A 19750-nucleotide genomic window follows, 5' to 3' on the forward strand; every position below is an offset into this window, starting at 1 on the left:
CGTATGCGCCCAATCGCCAGGCGTCCGTGCTGCTGGATAGCCGGGACAAGCCCGACGACTACGAGCGGAGGGTTTGGCCTTGCCTCGAACGGGTGGGCTCCCCGAAGGTCCGCCGGGCAGGGAGGGCGCGCGGATGGATTCGAAGCTCGTACATTTGGCGGACCGTCGCGCGTTGCTGCAGCGGTCGGTGGCGCTGGGCAGCCTGGGCATGCTCGGCGGCTGCGCCACGACGGGGCGGGGGGCGCAGCTTCAGCGGCCTGCCTTCGCCGCCCCGCCGCCCCTGGCGCCGATCTGGGCGCGGTCCGATCGCATCATGAACATCACCGTCTGCCTGCGCCCGTTCCGCGCGGCGGGGCCGCGGATCGAGGCCGAGACGGTGGGCGACAAGCTGGTGGTCCACAACTACGGCCACGGCGGCAGCGGCTGGTCGCTATCCTGGGGCTCGGCGCTGAAGGCGCTGAAGATCGCCCTGGCTGGCGGCGAGACGGACATCGCCGTCGTCGGCTGCGGAGCGTTGGGCCTGACGGCCGCCACCCTGGCGCAGCGCGCCGGTTGCCGCGTCACCATCTACGCCAAGGACCGCCTGCCGGACGCCCGCTCCGCGCGCGCCACCGGGGTCTGGTCGCCGGACAGCCGCATCGCCTTGACCAGCGCCACGGGACCGGGCTTTGCAGCCCAGTGGGAGGAGATGGCCCGGCGCTCGTTCCGCATACACCTGCAGTATCTGGGGCTGGCGGACCGACCGGTGGAATGGCTGGACCAATACCGCCTGTCGGACAGCGCCCAGCCTTCACCGCCGCAGCCCGAACCCATGGACTTCGCGCACTACTTGCCCAGGATCGCGGACATCACGCCGCCGTCCGAGGTAATCCCTGCGGGACAGCATCCTTTCCCGGTGGCCCGCGTGCGCCGCGGCAGCACGCCGATGTTCAACATCGCCGGGTACGGCCACACCCTGCTCAACGACTTCCTCCTGAACGGCGGCAAGCTCGAGATGGCCGAGTTCCATGCGCCCGCTGAACTCGCCACGCTGCGGCAGAAGGTGATCCTCAACTGCACAGGTTATGGCGCGCGCGCGTTGTTCAGGGATGAGAGCGTTGTACCCGTACGCGGCCAGATCGGCTGGCTGATCCCGCAGGCCGAGGTCACCTACGGCCTCTACTATCGCGGCGTCGGCGTGATCTCCCGGCACGACGGGATCGCGGTGCAGTATTCAGGCCCGGACGAGTCCTACGGCTACAACGACGCGAACGAAGAGCCGGACCGGGCCGAGGCGGAGGCGGCGGTCGCCACCATCGCGCCGCTGTTCGCGGCGGGCTCGGCAAGGCCGCGGACCTGACCTATATCAAGGGCGCTGCGGCGGGCTACGACGACCCATCGGTGCGCCGATCCTCGGCCCCGTTCCGGACGGTGGGCCCGAGCGTCTTCGCAAGAGCGCTCTCCCGCCGCAGCGTCCTTCCGGAGAGCGGGCTTACTGCTGTTGCTGCTGCATCTGGTGCAGCCGCTGCTGATGCTGGTAGGCGGCGTTGCCGGTAGCGCGGCGACCGGCCGGTATGCTCGCCTTGGAGCCGCCCGAGACCCGCAGGAATTCCGGATCGCTCAGAGCGGCGCGCGCCTTGCGCACCGACACGCCGACGGCGAGCTGGCTGTCGGACTCGCCCTTGTAGACACCCCGCGATGGAGGCACGTCGGAATAGTCGCGGCCTACCGCGCAGGCCACGTGACGTTCGGTGGCCGGCGTGTTGTTGGTGGGATCCAGGCCGATCCATCGCAGGCTGGGCAGGAACACCTCAACCCAGGCGTGGGTCGCGTCCGGATCCGAGCGGTCGCCGTGCTTGCGGTCGGTGAAGAGGTAGCCCGAGACGTAGCGCGCCGGGATTCCCCAGGAGCGGCAGATGGCGATCATCACGTGGGCGAAGTCCTGGCAGACGCCCTTGCGCGCCCTCAGCACGTCGTCGATGGGGCTGTCGGCGCGCGTGACGCCGGCCTCGTAGCCGAAGGCGCCATAGAGCAGCTCGTTGAGCTGGCGCACGGCGCTGAGCGGATCGCGCAGGCGTAGCTGGTCGATCTGGTGCTCGGCCATGAAGCCATGCAGCGCGTCGGTCTCGCGGGCGAAGCCATGCGGGTTCAGGTAATCGAAGTTCTCACCCCGAAGGAACTCGGACTTCAGCCGGTCCCATTCGCCGCGGTCGAGTTGCTCGGGAAGCGGCGGCGCGGCCTGGGTCTCGACCGCCGACCGGGCCGTGATCGTCAGCCGGTCGTGCGGCTGCGGCACGTCGAAATGATAGACGGCGTTCCCGAAGCTATCGGCGTAGCTGAACACCTGGGCGGGCGGATCCAGGTCCAGGTCGAAGCTCACCAAGCGCTGCCGCGCGCTCTTCTGGGGCTGCATCCACACCTCCATCACGCTTTCACGGACGGGGGCGGCGTAGCGGTACTGGGTGACGTGGCGGATCTCGAGCAGCACGGGAAGAGGTCCTTTACGCCGGCAGGCGGTCTTCGAGGGGGTAGGCGACGAAGGTGTCGTAGAGGCTGCGGTGGATCGCCGAGCACTCGTCCAGCACGGTCTTCAGGAACGCGCTGGCGCCCTGGGCGTCGATCTCGTCCATGTCGGCGTACTGCATCCGAGCGCGCAGACGCCCGGCCAGCCGGTCCGGTCCGACGCTGCCGGCGAGGCCTGCGTGGCGGATGATCGCCGAGAGGTGCGCCTCGATCTCCTGGGCGCAGAACCTGATCGAGCGCGGAAAGTCCTCGTCCAACATCAGGAACTGCAGGATCAGCCGGGGCTGCATCTCGGCGGTGTAGGCGCGCAGGTAGGGCTCCAGGGCGCAGCCCATGCGCAGCACGCTGGTCAGGGCGAAGTGGTCGCCGATCGGCCGCCGCCGGCGACCCTCGCCGAACACCACCTCCAGCAGCGAGGCGATCAGTTGCGCCCGCTCCAGGTAGACGCCCAACAGGAGGAAGCTCCAGCCCTCGCCGTGGCTCATTGTGGCGTCGCCTGCGCCCTTGAACAGGTGCAGGTCGGCGATGGTATCGTGCAGGAAAGCCTGCGAACTCTCGTTGAACGCGCGCACCGCGTCGGCGTCGATCATCCGCAGGTAGATGAGGTTCAGGCGCTCCCACGTCTCGGTGGTGATCTGGTCGCGCACCTGCCGCGCGTTCTCCCGGGCGCGGGAGATCGAGGACAGGATCGAACCGTCGTCGTCCTTGTCCAGCGCGAGGGCGAGCGCGGCGTCGTAGGGAGTCTTGGCCTTGGCGACGTCGGGATCGCCCACGGCGGTGAGGGCGATCCGCGCCACCTGGGTCGCCGCCTCGGAGCGGTCGAGGGTGGCGTTGAGCATAACGTCCGACAGCCGGCACATGTGCTCGGCGCGCTCAACGTAGCGTCCGATCCAGTAGAGGCTGTCGGCCACCCGCGCGAGCATCATGCTCGGAATCCTTCCCAGTGGTTCCTGGCGGGCGTCACGCCTTGTCTCCCTTGCCGTCGGCGAGCACCCAGGTGTCCTTGGATCCGCCGCCCTGGCTGGAGTTCACGACCAGCGAGCCCTTCTTCAGCGCCACGCGGGTCAGCGCCCCGGGCGTCACCACGATCTTGTCGCCCGACAGGATGAACGGCCGCAGGTCCACGTGCCGCGGGTCGACCTGGTGGTCGATCAGGCAGGGTGCGGTTGAAAGTTGGATCGTGGGCTGGGCGATGTAGTTCGACGGGTCGGCGCGCAAGGCGTCGGCGAACTCCGCCTGCTGGGCCTTGGTGGAATGCGGCCCGACCAGCATGCCGTAGCCCCCGGAGGCGCCCACGGCCTTGACCACCAGCTTGTCGAGATTTGCCAGCACATGGCTGAGCTGTGCGGGCTCGCGGCAGAGGTAGGTTTCGATGTTGGGGAGGATCGCGTCCTCGCCCAGGTAGTAGCGGATGATGTCGGGGACATAGGCGTAGACCGCCTTGTCGTCGGCGACCCCCGTTCCTGGGGCATTGCAGATCACCACGTTGCCGGCGCGGTAGGCGTTGAACAGGCCCGCCGCGCCAAGCGCGGAGTCCCGGCGGAAGGTGAGGGGGTCGATGAAGTCGTCGTCCACCCGCCGGTAGATGACGTCGATCCGGCGCAGCCCCGTGGTGGTGCGCATGTAGACCATGTTGTCGTGCACCACGAGGTCGCGGCCCTCGACCAGCGGTACGCCCATCAGGCGCGCGAGATAAGCGTGCTCGTAGTAGGCGGAATTGTAGACCCCCGGCGTCAGCACCACGACCTGCGGGTTGGGCCGCCAGTCCGCCGCCATGCTCTTCAGCGTGGCCAGCAGCAGGTCGGGATAGCGGTCGATCGAACGCACGCCCGCGCCCCGGAACGTGCCGGGGAACACCCGCTTCGACGCCTCGCGGTTGGCCAGCATGTACGAGACGCCGGACGGGACGCGCAGGTTGTCCTCCAGCACCGCGAACTCACCGTTCGGCTGGCGGATGAGGTCCGAGCCGCAGACGTTGGCGTAGGCCTTGTGCGGCACGTAGAGGTTCTGCATCTCCCGCCGGAACGAGGGGGCCTTGAGCACCAGCTCGCGCGGCACGACCCCGTCCATCAGGATCTGCTGTTCGGAGTAGATGTCGGCCAGGAACATGTTCAGCGCCTGCAGGCGCTGGGTCAGGCCGGCCTCGACACGCGCCCACTCCGTCGCCGGAATGATGCGGGGCAGGATGTCGGTGGGAATGATCCGCTCGGTCGAGCTCTCGGCCCCGTAGACCGTGAACGTGATGCCCTGGAGCAGGAAGAACCGCTCCTGCGTCCGCTGCCGCTCGGCCAGCTCGTCGGCCGTCAGTGTCGACAGGCGCGCATCGAGCGCGGCGTAGTGGGGCCGGACCTTGTCGTCCGGCGTGAGCATTTCGTCGTAGGGGCCCGCTGCCGGGGTCTCCACGTCCGGGGCCGGTTCGTCCCGCCTGACGCTCACGATGGAATCCACGCCTTCCCGCCGTTTCTCATTTGGAATCTGTAGGACGCTTACGGCGAGCCAGGAAGCCGGCGCGGGAAATTCGTGCCGTTTCGCCCATTGCCTGGTCAGGCGCCCGAAATTTAGGCGCCGCTCCTGTGCGACCGCCGGATGACACGAACGGGGCGCGCAGCTACACCCGCCTTCAAGGGGGCCGAACGAGGATTCGGGCTTGGGTCGACTGCTATACGCCGTCGCCGCCTCGGCGGCCTTGTGCGCTCCCGGCCTCGCCGAGGCGGCCGAGCCTAAGGCGACGGTCCAGGGCGAGATGGATGCCGATCTCCGCACGACGATCCAGCGCGTGATCGGCGAGACCGATCGCCCCATCGAGAACCGGTTCGAGGCAAGGCGGCGCGCGCGCGCCGCCGCCGAGGACGCCATCGCCGCCCTGCGTTCCGAAGGCTACTACGGCTACCGCGTCGAGCCCGACGTCAGCGAGACCGATCCGCCGCGCCCCCTCGTCCAGATCGCGCCGGGCCCCCGGTTCACCATCGGCGGCGTCGCCGTCGAATGGCGGGGCGTCGCGCCGGACGCCGACGCGCAGGCCGCGGCCCAGGCCGCCGTGGCGCTGCCGAAGGGAGCGCCGGGACGGGCGGTCCAAGTCATCGCCGCCGAAGGCCGCATCGTCGCGGCGATCCAGAAACGGGGCTATGCCGACGCCGCCCCGGAGCCCAGGGACGTCGTCGTCGATCACGCCGACCATACGGTGCGTCCCACCTATCGCATCGCCGCGGGCGCGCTGGTGCGGCTGGACGGGCTGAAGGTGAGTGGCGGCGGACGCACCGATCCTGCCTGGCTGCGTCGCCTAGCGCCCTGGAACGCCGGGGACCCCTACGATCCAGACGACGTCGCCGAACTGGAACGCCGGCTGCTGGACACTAGCGTCTACGACAGCGTGACGGTGGCCCTAGCGCCCCCCGAGAACGCCACCCCCGACGGGCTGCGCCCGGTGATCGTCAGCCTTAGCGAGCGGAAGACGCGGACCATCGAGGCCAGCGCCAGCTACGCCACCACCGATGGCCCGGGGGTCACGGTCCGCTGGACGCACTACAACCGGCTTCACCGGGCCGATACGATCGCGCTCTACGGCACAGTGTCGGATCGCGACACCCGGGCCGGCACGGACGTCTCGCTCCCGCACTGGCGGCGGCCGCAGCAGACGCTGAAGGTCGGCGGCTCGGCCTACCGCGAGGAGACCGACGCCTACGACGAGACCGGTGCGGAGGCGCACGCCGACGTCACCCGCCGGCATGGCCGGATGTCGTACGTGACCCTGGGCGCTTCGGTCACCGCCAGCCGCTCGGACGAGAAGAAGGCCGGCACGCTCACGACCCTCGGCCGCGATCTGGTGACGGTGGCCGGTCTCGGAGACGTCCTCTTGGACCGCTCCAACGACGCGCTGAACCCCACCCGCGGCTGGCGGCTCAGCGCGCGACTGGAACCGTCCCTGATCCTGGGCGACACGAACCTGCCCTACCTGCGGGCGGTGGCTCAGGGCGTCTACTATCTGCCGCTGGACAAGCAGGCGAAGACCGTGTTGGCTGGCCGGCTTCGCCTGGGACGGATCTTCAACGGCACGGTCGACGAGATCCCGGCCTCGCAGCGCTTCTACGCCGGCGGTGGCGGTTCGGTGCGAGGTTTCCCATACCAGGCGGTCGGCCCGCGGCTGTCGGACAACACGCCCCGCGGCGGCGTCTTCCTCTTCGAATCCTCACTGGAAGCGCGCCGCGACCTGACCTCGAAATGGGGGATGGCGGTCTTCGTGGACGCCGGCGCGGTCGGGTCCAGCGGGCCCATAGACTTCCAGGACCTGGCTGTGGGGGCGGGCGTGGGCGTCCGCTACAATCTGGGCTTCGCGCCCATCCGCATCGACCTCGCCACGCCCGTCGCGCGGCGCAAGGGCGAGCCGGCGATCCAGGTCTACCTCAGCATCGGGCAGAGCTTTTGAGCACGCCCTCCGATACGCCGCCCTCGGGTGGGGACGGTGGCGAAGGCGCGGTCGCCGAGGTCCTGAAGCGGCCGGCGCTGCCCAAGGCCATCACCGCGGTCGCCTTGTCGCTGCTTGTCCTTCTGGTCGGCGCGCTGGCCGTGGGCCGTTACGGGGTGCTGCTGCCGCAGGTCCGGCTGCTCATCGAGGCGCGGACGGACGGCCTGAAGCTGGGCCGGATCGGGCGGCTCAAGGTCGAGGGGCTGAGTGGCGACATCTGGCGCGACGCGCGCGTCCGCCGGCTCACGATCCGGGACGAGAAGGGCGTTTGGCTAGAAGCCAATAATGTCCATATCACATGGCGTTACCTGGAACTTCTCCGACGCCGGTTCGACGCCGACCTGATCGAGGCGCAGAGCGTCCGGGTCATACGCCGCCCAACCCTGGCCCCCAAGGGCAAGGACCGCGGGCTGCCGGTCTCGTTCCATATCGACGAGGCGCGGACGAGACTCGTCCTCGAACCCGCCTTCAGCAGTACGCGCGGCGTCTACGACCTCGGGTTCGACCTGGACATGGAGCGAAAGGGCGGTCGCCGGGGGAAGGTCCAGGCGGCAAGCGTGCTCCATCCGGGCGACCGCCTGCATCTCGACTTCGCCTTCGGCGCCGCCGGGCCGATGCGGATCGTCGCCGACGCGGTCGAAGCCAAGGGCGGAGCCCTGGCAGGCGCCGCCGGCCTGCCGCACGACCAGCCGTTCCGCCTGGCCATCCGGGCCGACGGCACGGTCTCGACAGGACAGTTCTCGGCGACCGCGACGAGCGGGAGGCTGACTCCGCTCTACGCCAGAGGGCAGTGGACGCCGCAGGGCGGACAGGCGGGGGGACGCGTGCTCCTCGTGGCGTCCTCGCTCACCGCGCCCTACGCCGAGCGGGTGGGTCGCGACGTGGTCTTCGGCATCGCCGGGCGTAAGGCGCGCCCAGGCGCCTACGCCCTGGACGCGCGCCTGAAATCCAACGCCGTCACGCTACGCGCCTGGGGTGAGGGGGACCTCGGCAAGAGGGCGTTGGCCCCCTCGGGGATGCGGCTCGACGCGCAGACCGCGTCGCTGAACAAGCTGCTGGGCGGCGGGCCCGGGCTGGGCGCCACGCGGGTCACTGGCCTGGTCACCGGCCAAGCCGCCGCCTGGACTTTCCGCGGCAACGCCGATGTCGCCGATGTTACGCTCGGATCCTACGTCCTCGCGCGTGTCGCGGGGCCTGTGGAAGTCGCGCGCGGCAAGACGGGCCTTGCGGTCAAGGCGAAAGCGCAGGGGGGCGGGGGCCGGGGAGAGGGCTTCGCCGCCGCGTTGCTGGGCGGGGCTCCGGTCGCCGAACTGGATGGCGAGCGGCTGTCCAACGGCCAGCTTCTCCTGCGTCGCCTCGACCTGACCGGCCGGGGCCTGAAGGTGCAGGCCAGCGGCGACCGCAGCCTGCTGGGCGCCGTGAACTTCAAGGGCAAGGCCAACATCTCCAATCTCCAGGCGGCGCGTCTTGGCGCGAACGGAGCGGCCAGTCTCGATGTGCAGGCCTCGCAGGCGGGCTCGGGCGCGCCGTGGACCTTCACGCTCGACGCCCGTGGCGACCGCTTTGCCGTGGGCCTGGCCGAGCTGGACCGGCTGCTGGGCGGAAAGCCGCGGCTGCAGGCCCAGGCAAACTGGCAAGCCGGCCGGCTGTCGGTGGCCAAGGCCAGTCTCGCCGGCGCCTCGCTCGACGCCAACGCGGCCGGGGTCATGGAGGCCGACCGGTCGCTAGCCTTCAAGGCGGACTGGACCGCGACGGGCCCGGTGCGAGCCGGCCCGGTCGAGATCACCGGGCGCATCGAGGGGACCGGCGACGCGACCGGAACACTTAGTGCGCCGCGCCTCGACCTCGTGGCCGACCTGGAGCAGGTGGACGTCCCCCGCCTGCCGCTGAAGGACGCTAAGCTGGCCATCACCTTTCAACGGCAGGCCGATGGCTCGAACGGGACGGCGGCGATCACCGCGGGCAGCGAATATGGCCCGGCGCGGGCAAAGGCCGATTTCCGGTTCCCCCGGGGCGGCGTTGACCTGAGCGACCTGTTCCTCGACGCCGGCGGGGTCAAGGCGTCCGGCACGCTGTCGCTGCGCAGTTCGAGCCCCTCGGCGGCCGACCTGCGCCTCGAGATCGTGCACGGCGCGTTCCTCGACGCCGGGCGGGTCACCGGCACGGCGAAGGTCGTGGACGGCGCGGGCGGTGCGCGGGCCGACCTGTCCCTGCGGGCGGAAGCCGTCAGGGCGCGGAATTCCGCCATCACGATCCAGTCGGCGCGGCTGGAGGCCGACGGACCGTTGGCGCGGTTGCCGTACACGGTGCAGGCGCGCGGCGCGTCGGGACAGGGCGCCTGGACGGTCGACGGACGGGGTGCGCTGTCGGACTCGGATGCTGGTTACGAGCTCGCCTTCGACGGCCGCGGCGCGCTGGGCAAGCGCAACCTTCAGACGACGGAGACGGCCAGTTTCCGCTTCGGCGGCGCCGAGCGATCCGCGCGGGTGCGCCTCGCGGCGTCGGACGGCGGAAAGCTGGACTTCGACGGCCTGCTCCGGGACGGGGTCGCGAACGTTCGCGCACGGGCGCAGGACCTCGGCCTCAACCTCTTCAATGCCGACCTGGACGGTCGCGTGAACGCGACCCTCGCATTGCAGGGGCAGGGCGATCGGCTTCAGGGAAATCTCGACGCCCAGCTCGCGGACGCCAGGGGCCGGGGCACACCCGTGGCCCAGGGCATGGACGGAAGCCTGACGGCTCGCCTTGCGGATTCCTCCGTGGCCCTTGAGATGGCGACCGCCAACGAGCAGGGCCTGAAGGCCAACGCCAGCTTCGTGTTGCCGGCGGAAGCGTCGGCCAGCCCGTTCCGCGTCGCCATCGCCCGCCAGCGGCCGATGCGAGGCCATTTCTTCGCTGCGGGCGAGGTGCGGCCGCTCTGGGAACTGCTGGTGGGCGGCGAACGGTCGCTCTCGGGCTTCGTGCGGACCGAGGCGTCGGTGTCGGGCACGCTTGCCGATCCGCGGGCGTCGGGGAACGTGACCGTGGACAAGGGCCGCTTCGACGACGGCGGCACCGGCCTATCGCTGCGCGAAGTCACCGTGCGGGCCGCGTTCACCGAGGACGACATCGACGTCACCGAGGCCAGCGGCGTGGACGGCAAGGGCGGACAGGTGAGCGGCCGCGGGCGCATGAGCCTGCTGCGGGAAGGCGCCTCCAGCTTCCGCCTCGACCTGCGGAATTTCCGGCTGATCGACAACGAAACCGCGACAGCCTCGGCGACCGGCCGGGCCGTGATCAACCGCGCCGCGGACGGCAAGGTGAAGCTCTCGGGCGACCTGACCATCGACCGCGCCGACGTCGCTGCGGATCCGCCCACGCCGTCGGGCGTGGTGGCGATGGACGTGCGGGAGATCAACCGCCCGGACGACCTGCCGGCCGTGCTCCCCGCCACCGCCAAGCGCGGGCAGGGATGGACGCTGGACGTCAACCTGCGGGCGCCCCGCCGCGTGTTCCTGCGTGGGCGCGGCCTCGACGTCGAGCTCTCGCTGGACGCGCACGTGGGCGGCACCACCTCGCGCCCGGATCTCAGCGGCACGGCGCATGTGGTCCGCGGGGACTACGACTTCGCGGGCAAGCGGTTCGAGTTCGACGATCGCAGCGTCGTCTACCTGTCCACCCGGCCGGCCAACATCCGCCTGCAGCTGGACGCGACGCGGGAGGACCCCTCGCTGACCGTCACCGTCAGGATTCGCGGTACGGCCGAGCGGCCCGAGATCACCCTGGTCTCTTCGCCCAGCCTGCCGAACGACGAGGTGCTGTCCAAAGTGCTGTTCGAACGCTCGGCGTCCCAGCTTTCGCCAGTGGAGGCCGCGCAGCTCGCGTCCGCGCTTTCGGCCCTGGCGGGCGGCGGCGGCTTCGACGTGATCGGCAACCTGCGCAACTTCGCCGGCTTGGACCGCCTGGCGTTCGGCGGCGACGACCAGTCGGGCGTTACGGTGTCCGGCGGCAAATACCTCACCGACGACGTCTACCTCGAGCTGACCGGCGGTGGTCGCGAGGGGCCGTCGGCGCAGGTCGAATGGCGGATCCGCAAGAACCTCTCGATCCTCTCGCGCCTCACCAGCCAGAACGCGGGGACGGGGACCGGGAACCGCGTCGCCGTGCGCTGGCGCAAGGACTACTGACCGCCGGGCCCGGTCGGCCGGAAACGAAATTGCGCCCCTGGAGCCGTTCTCGCATAGATTGCGTGGGCCGCCTGTGCGCGGCGGATTCGGGCGGGGGCTCTCGTATGCGTCTTGGCGTGATGGCGGCCGCCGCCGCGGCCTTCTGCGTGGCCTCTCCAGCTTTCGCGGCCACCTGCAGCTACAGCGAGACGGACGCCGCGGGGCGCGTGGCGGCCTGCGAGAAACTCTTGGCGACGCCGGGCGTCAACGACGACACGGCGGCCCAGGCGCGGGTGGTCCTGGCCGACACCTACCGGACGGCCGGAAAGCTCGATATGGCGCTGGCGCAAGCGGAGATCGCGGTGAAGCTGGCGCCAAGCCAGGCGACGGTGTTCGTGACCCGCGGCCAAATCCTCGAGCTGATGCAACGGCTCGACGCCGCGATGGCGGACTACGACAAGGCGGTCGGCCTCGACCCGCAACATGTCATGGCTCGCGTCAGCCGTGGCCTGGTCCGCTATGACCGCGGGGAATACGAAGCCGCCGTGCGCGACTACACGGCGGCGCTTGAGACATCGCCCGGCGACCCGTCGATCCATCTGGCGCGCGCGCGGTCGGAGTACGCCCTGAACCAGCTTCAGCCGGCGCTGGACGATATCCGAAAGGCCGAGCGCATCGAGAAGCTGAGTGTCGAGGATCTCGCCTTCAAAGGCATCGTGCTGCAGAACGGCGGCCGGTTGCCCGAGGCGCTCGCCGCCTACAACGCCGCGCTCAAGCTCGCGCCGCGCAACGCCGAGCTCATCTCCGCCAAAGGCGCCGTACTCCACCTGATGCGGCTGGATGACGAGGCGGAAGCGACCTACCGCGCCGCGCAGCGCGCGGCCCCCGACAATCCGGCCGGCTATGTTGGTCTCGCGGCTGTCCAACTCGACATGGGGGCTCCGGACAAGGTCAGGGCGACGCTCGATCCGTACCTCAAGCGCAAGCCTGAGGATCCCCAGGCCCGGCTCTTGCTGGCGCAGGCCGCCATCGCCGCGGGGCGGCCCGACGAGGCCCTGCCGATCCTCGACGCGCTGATCGGCGCCGAGCCTGGGTCGGCCGAGTTCCACGTCGAGCGCGGGCGGGCCTGGTACGGTCGAGGCGACGAGGCGCGCGCCCTCGCCGACTTCGACAAGGCGGTCTCGCTCGACGCTCAATCCGTCGAGGCGCTCTTCGCCCGCGGCCGACTGCATGCGCTGGCCAAGCGCTATGCCCTGGCGATCGCCGACCTGGACGCCGTCGTGAAGCTGGATGGTGAAAACGCGACCGTTCTCTGGTGGCGGTCGCGGGCCAAGGTCGGCGCCGGTGACGCCGCCGGCGGAAAGGCGGATCGCGATGCGGCGGTCAAGCTGGCGCCGGACCTCGTGGCCGAGCTCGACAAGGCGGCCTAAGGGACGTGGGCCCTGGAGGCAGGCCGGCCTAGTGGCCGATGCCGGCGCGCAGCTTGTACTGGCCTTCCTTGAAGGCGTCGAAGAGCAGCGAGGCCTGCGGGTGACCGACCGGCTGGCCAGTGTCGTCGACCTCTAGGTTCTGCTCGGAGACATAGGCGACGTAGGCGCTGTCGTCGTTCTCGGCCAGCAGATGATAGAACGGCTGGTCCTTGTGCGGCCGGATGTGCTCCGGGATCGACAGCCAGTACTCCTCGGTGTTCGAGAAGGTCGGATCGACGTCGAAGATCACGCCACGGAACGGGTAGACGCGGTGACGGACGACTTGGCCGATCGTGAATTTGGCGAGTCGCGTGCTCATACCGTCGAATCTACGTCCCCTGTCCTGACTGGAAGGTGAACGTAGCGTCGGAAAGCCGTCATTCAACCGTCGTCGTCTTCCGGGCGCCCGCGACGCTTGCTACTATCGCCGCGAAATGAGGCGCGCGGGGGCGTGCGCCTGCGTAGGACGGATGCAAGTCCATGAGTGAGGCGCTGCGCGCGCCCGGGCCGGTGAGTCGCGGCCGGGAGAGGTCTGTGGTCGATCCGCCGTGCTATGCGGCGCTTGACCTGGGGACCAACAATTGCCGTCTCCTCATCGCGACGCCCAGCCCGTCGGGTTTCCGCGTCGTCGAGGCCTACTCGCGGATCGTGCGGCTGGGTGAGGGGCTTTCGCAGAGCGGCCGCCTTTCGGACGAGGCGATGGATCGGGCCCTGGCCGCCCTGAAGGTCAGTGGCGAGAAGGTCCGCCGCCGCCGGGTGGTGAAATTCCGCGCCATCGCCACCCAGGCCTGCCGGATCGCCGAGAACGGCGAAGCATTCGTGAGCCGCGTGGCGCAGGAAACCGGCGTGAAGCTGCAGATCATCAGTCCGCAGGAGGAGGCGCGCCTGTCGGTGACCGGGTGCCTCAACCTGCTGGACGATCGCCACGACGCCGCCCTGGTGGTCGATGTCGGCGGCGGCTCGACCGAACTCTCGTGGGTGGATCTCAAGGCCACCCCGCCCGGCGGGGCGCCGGTAGTGCGCGCGTGGCAGTCGATCCCCATCGGCGTGGTCACGCTCGCGGAGCGCTTCCCGGAGGGCGACGTGGCCACCGCGAGCTGGTTCCGCCGGATGATCGAGCATGTGAAGGCCGAGGTGGCCGCCTTCCGCCGGGCCGATCCCATGCGGCCGGTCTTCCACGCCGACCGCGCGCATCTCGTCGGCACCTCCGGTGCGATCACCAGCCTGGCCGGCATGCATCTCAGGCTGCCCCGCTACGACCGCAGCCGCGTAGACGGCATCTGGATGAGCCGCGACGATTGCGACGCCGCGGCCGACGACCTGCTGGCCCTGACCGCGGCGCAGCGCGCGGCGCAGCCCTGCATCGGGCCGGACCGCGCCGACCTTGTGCTGGCCGGGGCGGCGATCCTCCAGGCGGTGCAAGAGGAGTGGCCCTGCAGCCGCGTCCGCGTGGCCGACCGCGGGCTGCGCGAAGGCATTCTCCTTTCGCTGATGGCTGAGCGGAGTCAGCGACGCCGCCGCAAGCGTCGCCGCGCGCGCGGCAAGAGCGCGGAGGCGCCCGTCCAATGACCGAGCCGCCTCGCAAGCGCATGGTGAAGCCGCCGACCGGCGGCCTGGAGGGCGGGCGCGGCAAGCCCGCGCGCCTCAAGACCGCCAAGGAACGCACGCCCAGCCAGCAGGCCTGGCTGGAGCGCCAGATCAACGATCCGTTCGCCGCCAAGGCGCGGGCATTGGGATATCGTAGCCGCGCCGCGTTCAAGATCAGCGAGATCGACGACCGCTTCCATTTCTTCAGGAAGGGCGCCCGCGTCGTCGACCTGGGCCTGGCCCCCGGCGGCTGGACGCAGCTCGCCATCGAGCGCGGCGTCACCGACATCGTCGGCGTCGACCTGCTGCCCGTCGACCCGCTGCCGCCCGCCCACATCCTGCAGATGGACTTCACCGACCCGGAGTGCGGGCCGAAGCTGATCGCGCTGCTGGGCGGTCCGCCCGATGTCGTGATGTCCGACATGGCCCCCAACACCATCGGCCACCGCGAGACCGACCACCTGCGCATCGTGGGGCTGATCGAGGCGGCCATCGACTTCGCCGTCGAGGTGCTGAAGCCGGGCGGGACCTTCGTCGCCAAGGCCTTCCAGGGCGGCGGCTCGGACGAGTTGATCGCGCTGCTGAAGAAGCACTTCCGCGACGTGCGCAACATAAAGCCCAAGGCCAGTCGCCAGGACTCATCCGAGGTCTTCTTCGTGGCGACGGGATTCCGGGGGCGTTAGGGGCGGCCCTGGTCCCCGTCCACAGACGCCCGCGCTCCGCCCCACGGCTCTGGCGTCTTCGCGCCCTCAGCCACCAGCCACGCCCGGAACCGCTCCAGCGCCCGACTTTCGGCGCCGGGCGCCGTCAGCATTGCAAACGCGCTGCCCGACCGCAGAAACCCGAGCGGCGCGACCAGTTGCCCCGACTGCACCTCGTGCACGCACAGCGGCCAGGACACGACCGCCGCGCCCAGACCCGCCAGGGCCGCGTCCATCGCGAAGTGCACGTGCGGGAAGGGGCGCTCGTTGGCCGGCGGGAGTTCGATCCCCGCGTGCTCTGCGAAGATCGGCCAGGCCTCCGGGTGGGTCGCCGCGGCGAGACGAGGGGCCTTCAACGGGTCGTTTCCACAGCGCTCGGCCATCTCCGGCGACATCACCGCGCCCAGCGCGTTGCGGATGAACGGTGTGCAGTTCGGATCGGACAGCCGGGAAAGCGGCACGATGCGCACGACGGCTTGCGCGCCCCGGTGCGAGGTCGCGTGCGCCGAAAGTTCCGACAGGTGGAGCCGCACGTCGGGGTGCGCCGCCTGGAAGGTGGCCAGCCGCGGGATGAGCCACTTCACCGACAGGCTGGCGTTGACGGCGATGTGCAGGTCCTCGCCCCCCGCGCGCACGCGGCGCACCGCGGTGGAGATCTGGTCGAACGCCTCGGTCAGCGACGGCAGCAGCTCGCGCCCCGCCGCCGTGAGTTCCAGCCGGTTCTTGGGTCCCGTGAACAGCCGCACGCCGAGGGCCGCCTCCAGCGCCTTCACCTGGCGGCTCACCGCCGAGTGGGTCACGCGCAGCTCTTCGGCCGCGAGCGTGACCCGGCCCGTGCGCGCCATCGCCTCGAAGGCTCTCAGGGCATTCAGCGAGGGCAGGGCGGTAGATGTGAGATTTTCGAACATTAGAGCGCAAATTAGTCGATTTCCTCAAATCAGCAACCCGGGCACTAGCTGGCCATGGAACCCGACCCACCCGCTCCGCCGCTCGCTCCGGTCGACTACAACCAGGTTCAGCACCAGACCTACGCGCAGGGGCGCATCCTGCCCGCTGCGGCGATCGCCAGTTACATGGCGACCTTCGCGGGCCATCTGCCGGATCGCCGGCCCCTCGTCGGCATCGACCTCGGTTCGGGGACGGGCCGCTTCACCCCGGCTCTTGCGGAGACCTTCGGGGGCCCGATCCACGGCGTCGAGCCCGCCGGCGGCATGCGTCGCATCGCAGAGGCGGACAGCCGCCACCCGCGGGTGACCTACCTAGCCGGTCGCGCCGAGGCGATCCCACGGCCGGACGTCTCCGCCGACTTCGTGCTGATGTTCCTCTCGTATCACCATGTGACCGACAAGCCGGCCGCGGCGCGCGAGATCGCCCGGGTTCTGAAGCCGGGGGGCCGCCTGATCCTTCGCAGCACCTTCAAGGATCGCATCCCCGACCACTGGTGGCGCAGGTACTTCCCGCGCAGCCACGACGTCGAGCGCGCGATGTTTCCTACCGAGGCGGAAACGATCGCGTTGTTCGAGGCCGCCGGCTTCCGCACGATCGCCGCCGTCCAGATGGAGGTCCCCTTCGACGGCGAGATCGCCGCCCTTGTGGCGCGGTTGAAGCTGCGCGCCGTCTCGGTCTTCGAGCACATGACCGAGGCCGAGCTCGACGACGGCTTCGCCCGCATCGACGCCGACCTCGCCGCCGGCGCCATCGTGGAGAAGCCGACCTACGGCGACTTCATCGTCTTCGAGAAGCCGGCGCCATGAACCGCCCGCAGAGCCTCGTCGTCGCCGGCTTCGGCCTTGGCCAGATCGCCGCCTTCGCGTCCAGCTTCTACCTGATGGGGGTGCTGGGCGACGCCATCGGTCGGGACCTGCATCTGTCGGCGACGTTCGTCTTCGCCATGGTCTCGGTGTCGCTCGCGGTCCCGGCGCTGATCGCGCCCCAGGTCGCCCGGTTCATCGAGGAGCGCGGCGGCAAACGGGTGCTGCTGGCCTCGCATGTCGCCCTGGCGGCGGGCCTCGTGCTGGTCGGCTTCGCCCGCGATGGCGTCGGCCTTGCCCTCGGGATGGCGGTGGTCGGCCTGGGCCAGGCGCTGGGCCTGTCGCCCACGCCCTTCGCCATTCTCGTCTCGCTTTACGGGGAGAGCGCGCGGCGACCGATCACCGCCGTCGCCCTGATCGGAGGGCTCGGCTCGGTGGTGGGTTGGCCCCTGACGAGCTGGCTCGCCGAGCAGGTGGGCTGGCGCGGGACCCACTTCGTCTGGGCGGTGGTGCAAATCGCCGTCTGCCTGCCGCTGACCGCCTGGGTCTGCCCGAGGACACCAGGCCAGGGCCGGCGTACGGAAGCCCTGCATGCGCAGGTTCGCTGGGATCGCTCGATGATCCAGCTCGCGGTCCTCTTCGCCTGCGCGTGGTTCATCTCGACGTGCATGAGCGCGCACCTGCCCCGGCTGTTGGCCGCCTTCGGCCTGTCGCCCCAGGCCGCTGCGGCGGCCGCCGGTCTCCTGGGCGTGGCCGCGGTGACAATGCGCTTCCTGGAGTTCACGGTGCTGCGTCGCCTGCCGCCGCTCGCCACCACGCGCGTCGCCACCCTGATGCATCCGGCGGGCGCTGCGGCGCTGCTCACCCTCGGCGCGCCTGCCGGGCCGCTGATGGCAATCGGGCAGGGCGCCGGCAACGGCATGCTCACGGTCGCCAAGGGCGTCCTGCCGCTCAGCCTCTACGGTCCCTCGGGCTATGCCTACCGATCCGCCCTGATCGGTAGGCCGGCGCTGATCGCCCAGGTGTTCGGCCCGGCGTTGTTCGCGCTGGCGCTGGAGCGCTCGCCGACCCTCGCCATCGTCGGCACCTCGACCCTCTGCCTGGTCATGTTCGCCATGACTTTCGGCCTCGTCCGCCGCGCCCATTCCGCACAGGAGCCCGCAATCGCATGAACGCCCCCTTCAGGCCCCTTGCTCCCTCGGGCGCCGAGCCCCTATACGCGGATCGCAAAATGGAGAGTCGCATGGAGATCCGAGAAGGTCTCACCTTCGACGACGTTTTGCTCGAACCCGGCCCGTCCGACGTCATGCCCACCCAGGTGGACGTCTCGACCCGCTTCACGCGCGAAATCAGTCTGAATATCCCGCTCGTGTCGGCCGCCATGGACACGGTCACCGAGAGCCGCCTGGCCATCGCCATGGCGCAATCCGGCGGCATCGGCGTCCTGCACCGCAACCTCACCGTCGAGGAGCAGGCCGACCACGTCCGTGAGGTGAAGCGCTACGAGAGCGGCATGGTCATCAATCCGCTGACCATCGCCCCCGAGACCAGCCTCGGCGAGGTCCGCCAGATCAAGGCGCGGCGCCATATCTCCGGCTTCCCGGTGGTGGACGCCCGCGGCAAGCTGGTGGGCATCCTCACCAACCGCGACATGCGCTTCGAGGGCCGCGACGACATCCCGGTCAAGGAGCTGATGACCAAGGAGAACCTGGTCACCGTCCGCGAGGGCGTCAGCCAGGCCGAGGCGCGCGACCTCCTGCGCCGGCACAAGATCGAGCGCCTGATCGTGGTGGACGACGACTACTGCGCCGTTGGCCTGATCACCGTGAAGGACATGGAGAAGTCCCAGGCTCACCCGTTCGCGGCCAAGGACGCCCAGGGCCGCCTGCTGGTCGCCGCGGCCTCCACGGTCGGCGACGCCGGCTTCGAGCGCTCGATGGCGCTGGTGGACGCCGGCGTGGACGTGGTCGTCATCGACACCGCCCACGGCCACAACACCAGCGTCGCCGATGCTGTCCAGCGCGTGAAGCGCGAGACCAACCGCGTGCAGATCGTCGCTGGCAACATCGCCACCTACGACGCCGCCCGCGCCCTGATCGACGCCGGCGCCGACGCGGTGAAGGTGGGCATCGGTCCGGGCTCGATCTGCACCACCCGCATCGTCGCCGGCGTGGGCGTGCCCCAGTTGACCGCCATCGCGGATGCGGTCCGCGCGGCGGAAGGCTCGGATGTGCCGATCGTCGCCGACGGCGGCATCAAGTACTCGGGCGACCTCGCCAAGGCGCTCGCCATGGGCGCCTCGGTGGCCATGATGGGCTCGGTCTTTGCGGGCGTCGACGAGGCCCCCGGAGAGGTCTTCCTGTACCAGGGCCGCAGCTACAAGTCGTACCGCGGCATGGGCTCGGTGGGCGCCATGGGGCAGGGGTCCGCGGACCGCTACTTCCAGAAGGACGTGAAGGACGCGCTGAAGCTCGTGCCCGAGGGCATCGAGGGTCAGGTGCCCTACAAGGGCCCGATCGCGCCGATCCTGCATCAGATGGTGGGCGGCCTGCGCGCGGCCATGGGCTACGTCGGGGCGCCGACCCTGCCAGAGTTCCGCAAGCGAGCGCGGTTCATCCGCATCACGGGCGCGGGCCTGCGCGAGAGCCACGTCCACGACGTGATGATCACGCGCGAGGCGCCGAACTATCCGAGCGCCGTCTAGAACGGACCTGGGAGGCGAGGAATGGGTGGGGATCTTGCCCTGGAGCTGAAGCTCCTGGGCGTTGCGATTGTCGTGGGGCTGGTCCAGCTCCTGTGGGCCGCTGCGGCGGCCCGCGCTCACCAGGGCGACCTGAAGTGGGCGGCCGGACCGCGCGACACGCCCATGCCGCTGGGCGGGGTGGCCGCGCGGCTCGATCGCGCCTTCTGGAACTTCGCCGAGACCTTCCCCTTCTTCGCCGCCGCCGTACTGGCCTGCGCCGTCGCCGGCAAGCTCGGCGGCAGCCTGACGGTCTATGGCTCCATCGCCTACGTCGCGGGGCGAGCGCTCTACGCGCCGCTCTACGCCTCCGGCGTCCCCCTGCTGAGAACCCTCGTCTGGCTCGTCGCCATGATCGGCCTGGTCATGGTGCTCGTGGCCCTCTTCAGGTGA

15 protein-coding genes are annotated in these 19750 nt (G+C 70.3%); 10 read left to right on the forward strand and 5 right to left on the reverse strand.

Annotation, left to right across the window (positions count from 1 at the left end; translation table 11 throughout):
* Nucleotides 1–154 precede the first annotated feature (154 nt).
* Nucleotides 155–1339, forward strand: a complete 1185-nt coding sequence (locus tag Q0L11_RS21460; RefSeq protein WP_296599985.1) for an FAD-dependent oxidoreductase — start codon at nt 155–157, stop codon at nt 1337–1339.
* A gap of 132 nt (nt 1340–1471) precedes the next feature.
* Here the strand turns inward: Q0L11_RS21460 and Q0L11_RS21465 are convergent, their stop codons facing one another.
* The 3 genes from Q0L11_RS21465 to Q0L11_RS21475 are packed head-to-tail and all read right to left on the reverse strand — an operon-like array spanning nt 1472 to nt 4872.
* Entirely contained in the window at nt 1472–2467 is a 996-nt protein-coding gene (locus tag Q0L11_RS21465) for a transglutaminase family protein (RefSeq protein WP_296599986.1), read from the reverse strand.
* A gap of 13 nt (nt 2468–2480) precedes the next feature.
* A complete protein-coding gene (locus Q0L11_RS21470; protein WP_296599987.1) occupies nt 2481–3428 on the reverse strand; it encodes an alpha-E domain-containing protein in 948 nt (315 codons plus the stop codon).
* A gap of 34 nt (nt 3429–3462) precedes the next feature.
* The gene (locus Q0L11_RS21475; RefSeq protein WP_296600075.1) at nt 3463–4872 is read right to left on the reverse strand and encodes a circularly permuted type 2 ATP-grasp protein; all 1410 of its coding nucleotides are present in this window, start codon (nt 4870–4872) and stop codon (nt 3463–3465) included.
* Between the two features lie 277 nt (nt 4873–5149).
* Between Q0L11_RS21475 and Q0L11_RS21480 the strand changes: the two genes are divergently transcribed.
* The 3 genes from Q0L11_RS21480 (at nt 5150) to Q0L11_RS21490 (ending at nt 12539) form a co-directional block, all read left to right on the forward strand.
* Nucleotides 5150–6925 carry an autotransporter assembly complex family protein gene (locus tag Q0L11_RS21480; protein WP_296599988.1) on the forward strand — a complete coding sequence of 592 codons (1776 nt, stop codon included), beginning with the start codon at nt 5150–5152 and terminating at the stop codon, nt 6923–6925.
* Nucleotides 6922–11130 carry a translocation/assembly module TamB domain-containing protein gene (locus Q0L11_RS21485; protein WP_296599989.1) on the forward strand — a complete coding sequence of 1403 codons (4209 nt, stop codon included), beginning with the start codon at nt 6922–6924 and terminating at the stop codon, nt 11128–11130. The genes Q0L11_RS21480 and Q0L11_RS21485 overlap by 4 nt, the downstream gene beginning before the upstream one ends.
* A gap of 104 nt (nt 11131–11234) precedes the next feature.
* Entirely contained in the window at nt 11235–12539 is a 1305-nt protein-coding gene (locus tag Q0L11_RS21490) for a tetratricopeptide repeat protein (protein ID WP_296599991.1), read from the forward strand.
* A 28-nt stretch (nt 12540–12567) separates the two neighbouring features.
* Here the strand turns inward: Q0L11_RS21490 and hspQ are convergent, their stop codons facing one another.
* Nucleotides 12568–12897, reverse strand: a complete 330-nt coding sequence (hspQ, locus tag Q0L11_RS21495; RefSeq protein ID WP_296599992.1) for a heat shock protein HspQ — start codon at nt 12895–12897, stop codon at nt 12568–12570.
* A 161-nt stretch (nt 12898–13058) separates the two neighbouring features.
* Between hspQ and Q0L11_RS21500 the strand changes: the two genes are divergently transcribed.
* Both Q0L11_RS21500 and Q0L11_RS21505 read left to right on the forward strand, forming a co-directional pair.
* A complete protein-coding gene (locus tag Q0L11_RS21500) occupies nt 13059–14147 on the forward strand; it encodes a Ppx/GppA phosphatase family protein (protein WP_296599993.1) in 1089 nt (362 codons plus the stop codon).
* On the forward strand, nt 14144–14848 hold the full coding sequence (locus Q0L11_RS21505; RefSeq protein WP_296599995.1) for an RlmE family RNA methyltransferase: 705 nt from the start codon (nt 14144–14146) through the stop codon (nt 14846–14848). The genes Q0L11_RS21500 and Q0L11_RS21505 overlap by 4 nt, the downstream gene beginning before the upstream one ends.
* Here Q0L11_RS21505 and Q0L11_RS21510 read toward each other — a convergent pair.
* Nucleotides 14845–15774 (reverse strand): LysR family transcriptional regulator, encoded by a 930-nt coding sequence (locus Q0L11_RS21510; RefSeq protein WP_296599997.1) that lies wholly within the window; start codon nt 15772–15774, stop codon nt 14845–14847. The genes Q0L11_RS21505 and Q0L11_RS21510 overlap by 4 nt on opposite strands.
* A gap of 54 nt (nt 15775–15828) precedes the next feature.
* On the opposite strand from Q0L11_RS21510, the gene Q0L11_RS21515 reads away from it, so the two are divergent.
* The 4 genes from Q0L11_RS21515 (at nt 15829) to Q0L11_RS21530 (ending at nt 19750) form a co-directional block, all read left to right on the forward strand.
* Nucleotides 15829–16620, forward strand: a complete 792-nt coding sequence (locus Q0L11_RS21515) for a class I SAM-dependent methyltransferase (protein ID WP_296599998.1) — start codon at nt 15829–15831, stop codon at nt 16618–16620.
* Nucleotides 16617–17789, forward strand: coding sequence for an MFS transporter (locus Q0L11_RS21520; RefSeq protein WP_296600000.1), 1173 nt, complete (start codon nt 16617–16619; stop codon nt 17787–17789). Before Q0L11_RS21515 ends, Q0L11_RS21520 begins: the two co-directional genes overlap by 4 nt.
* Nucleotides 17790–17860: 71 nt before the next feature.
* Nucleotides 17861–19321 carry an IMP dehydrogenase gene (gene guaB, locus Q0L11_RS21525; RefSeq protein ID WP_296600001.1) on the forward strand — a complete coding sequence of 487 codons (1461 nt, stop codon included), beginning with the start codon at nt 17861–17863 and terminating at the stop codon, nt 19319–19321.
* 21 nt (nt 19322–19342) lie between these two features.
* Nucleotides 19343–19750, forward strand: a complete 408-nt coding sequence (locus Q0L11_RS21530) for an MAPEG family protein (RefSeq protein WP_296600003.1) — start codon at nt 19343–19345, stop codon at nt 19748–19750.

This window comes from Phenylobacterium sp. (assembly GCF_024508875.1).
Taxonomy (GTDB): Bacteria; Pseudomonadota; Alphaproteobacteria; order Caulobacterales; family Caulobacteraceae; genus Phenylobacterium.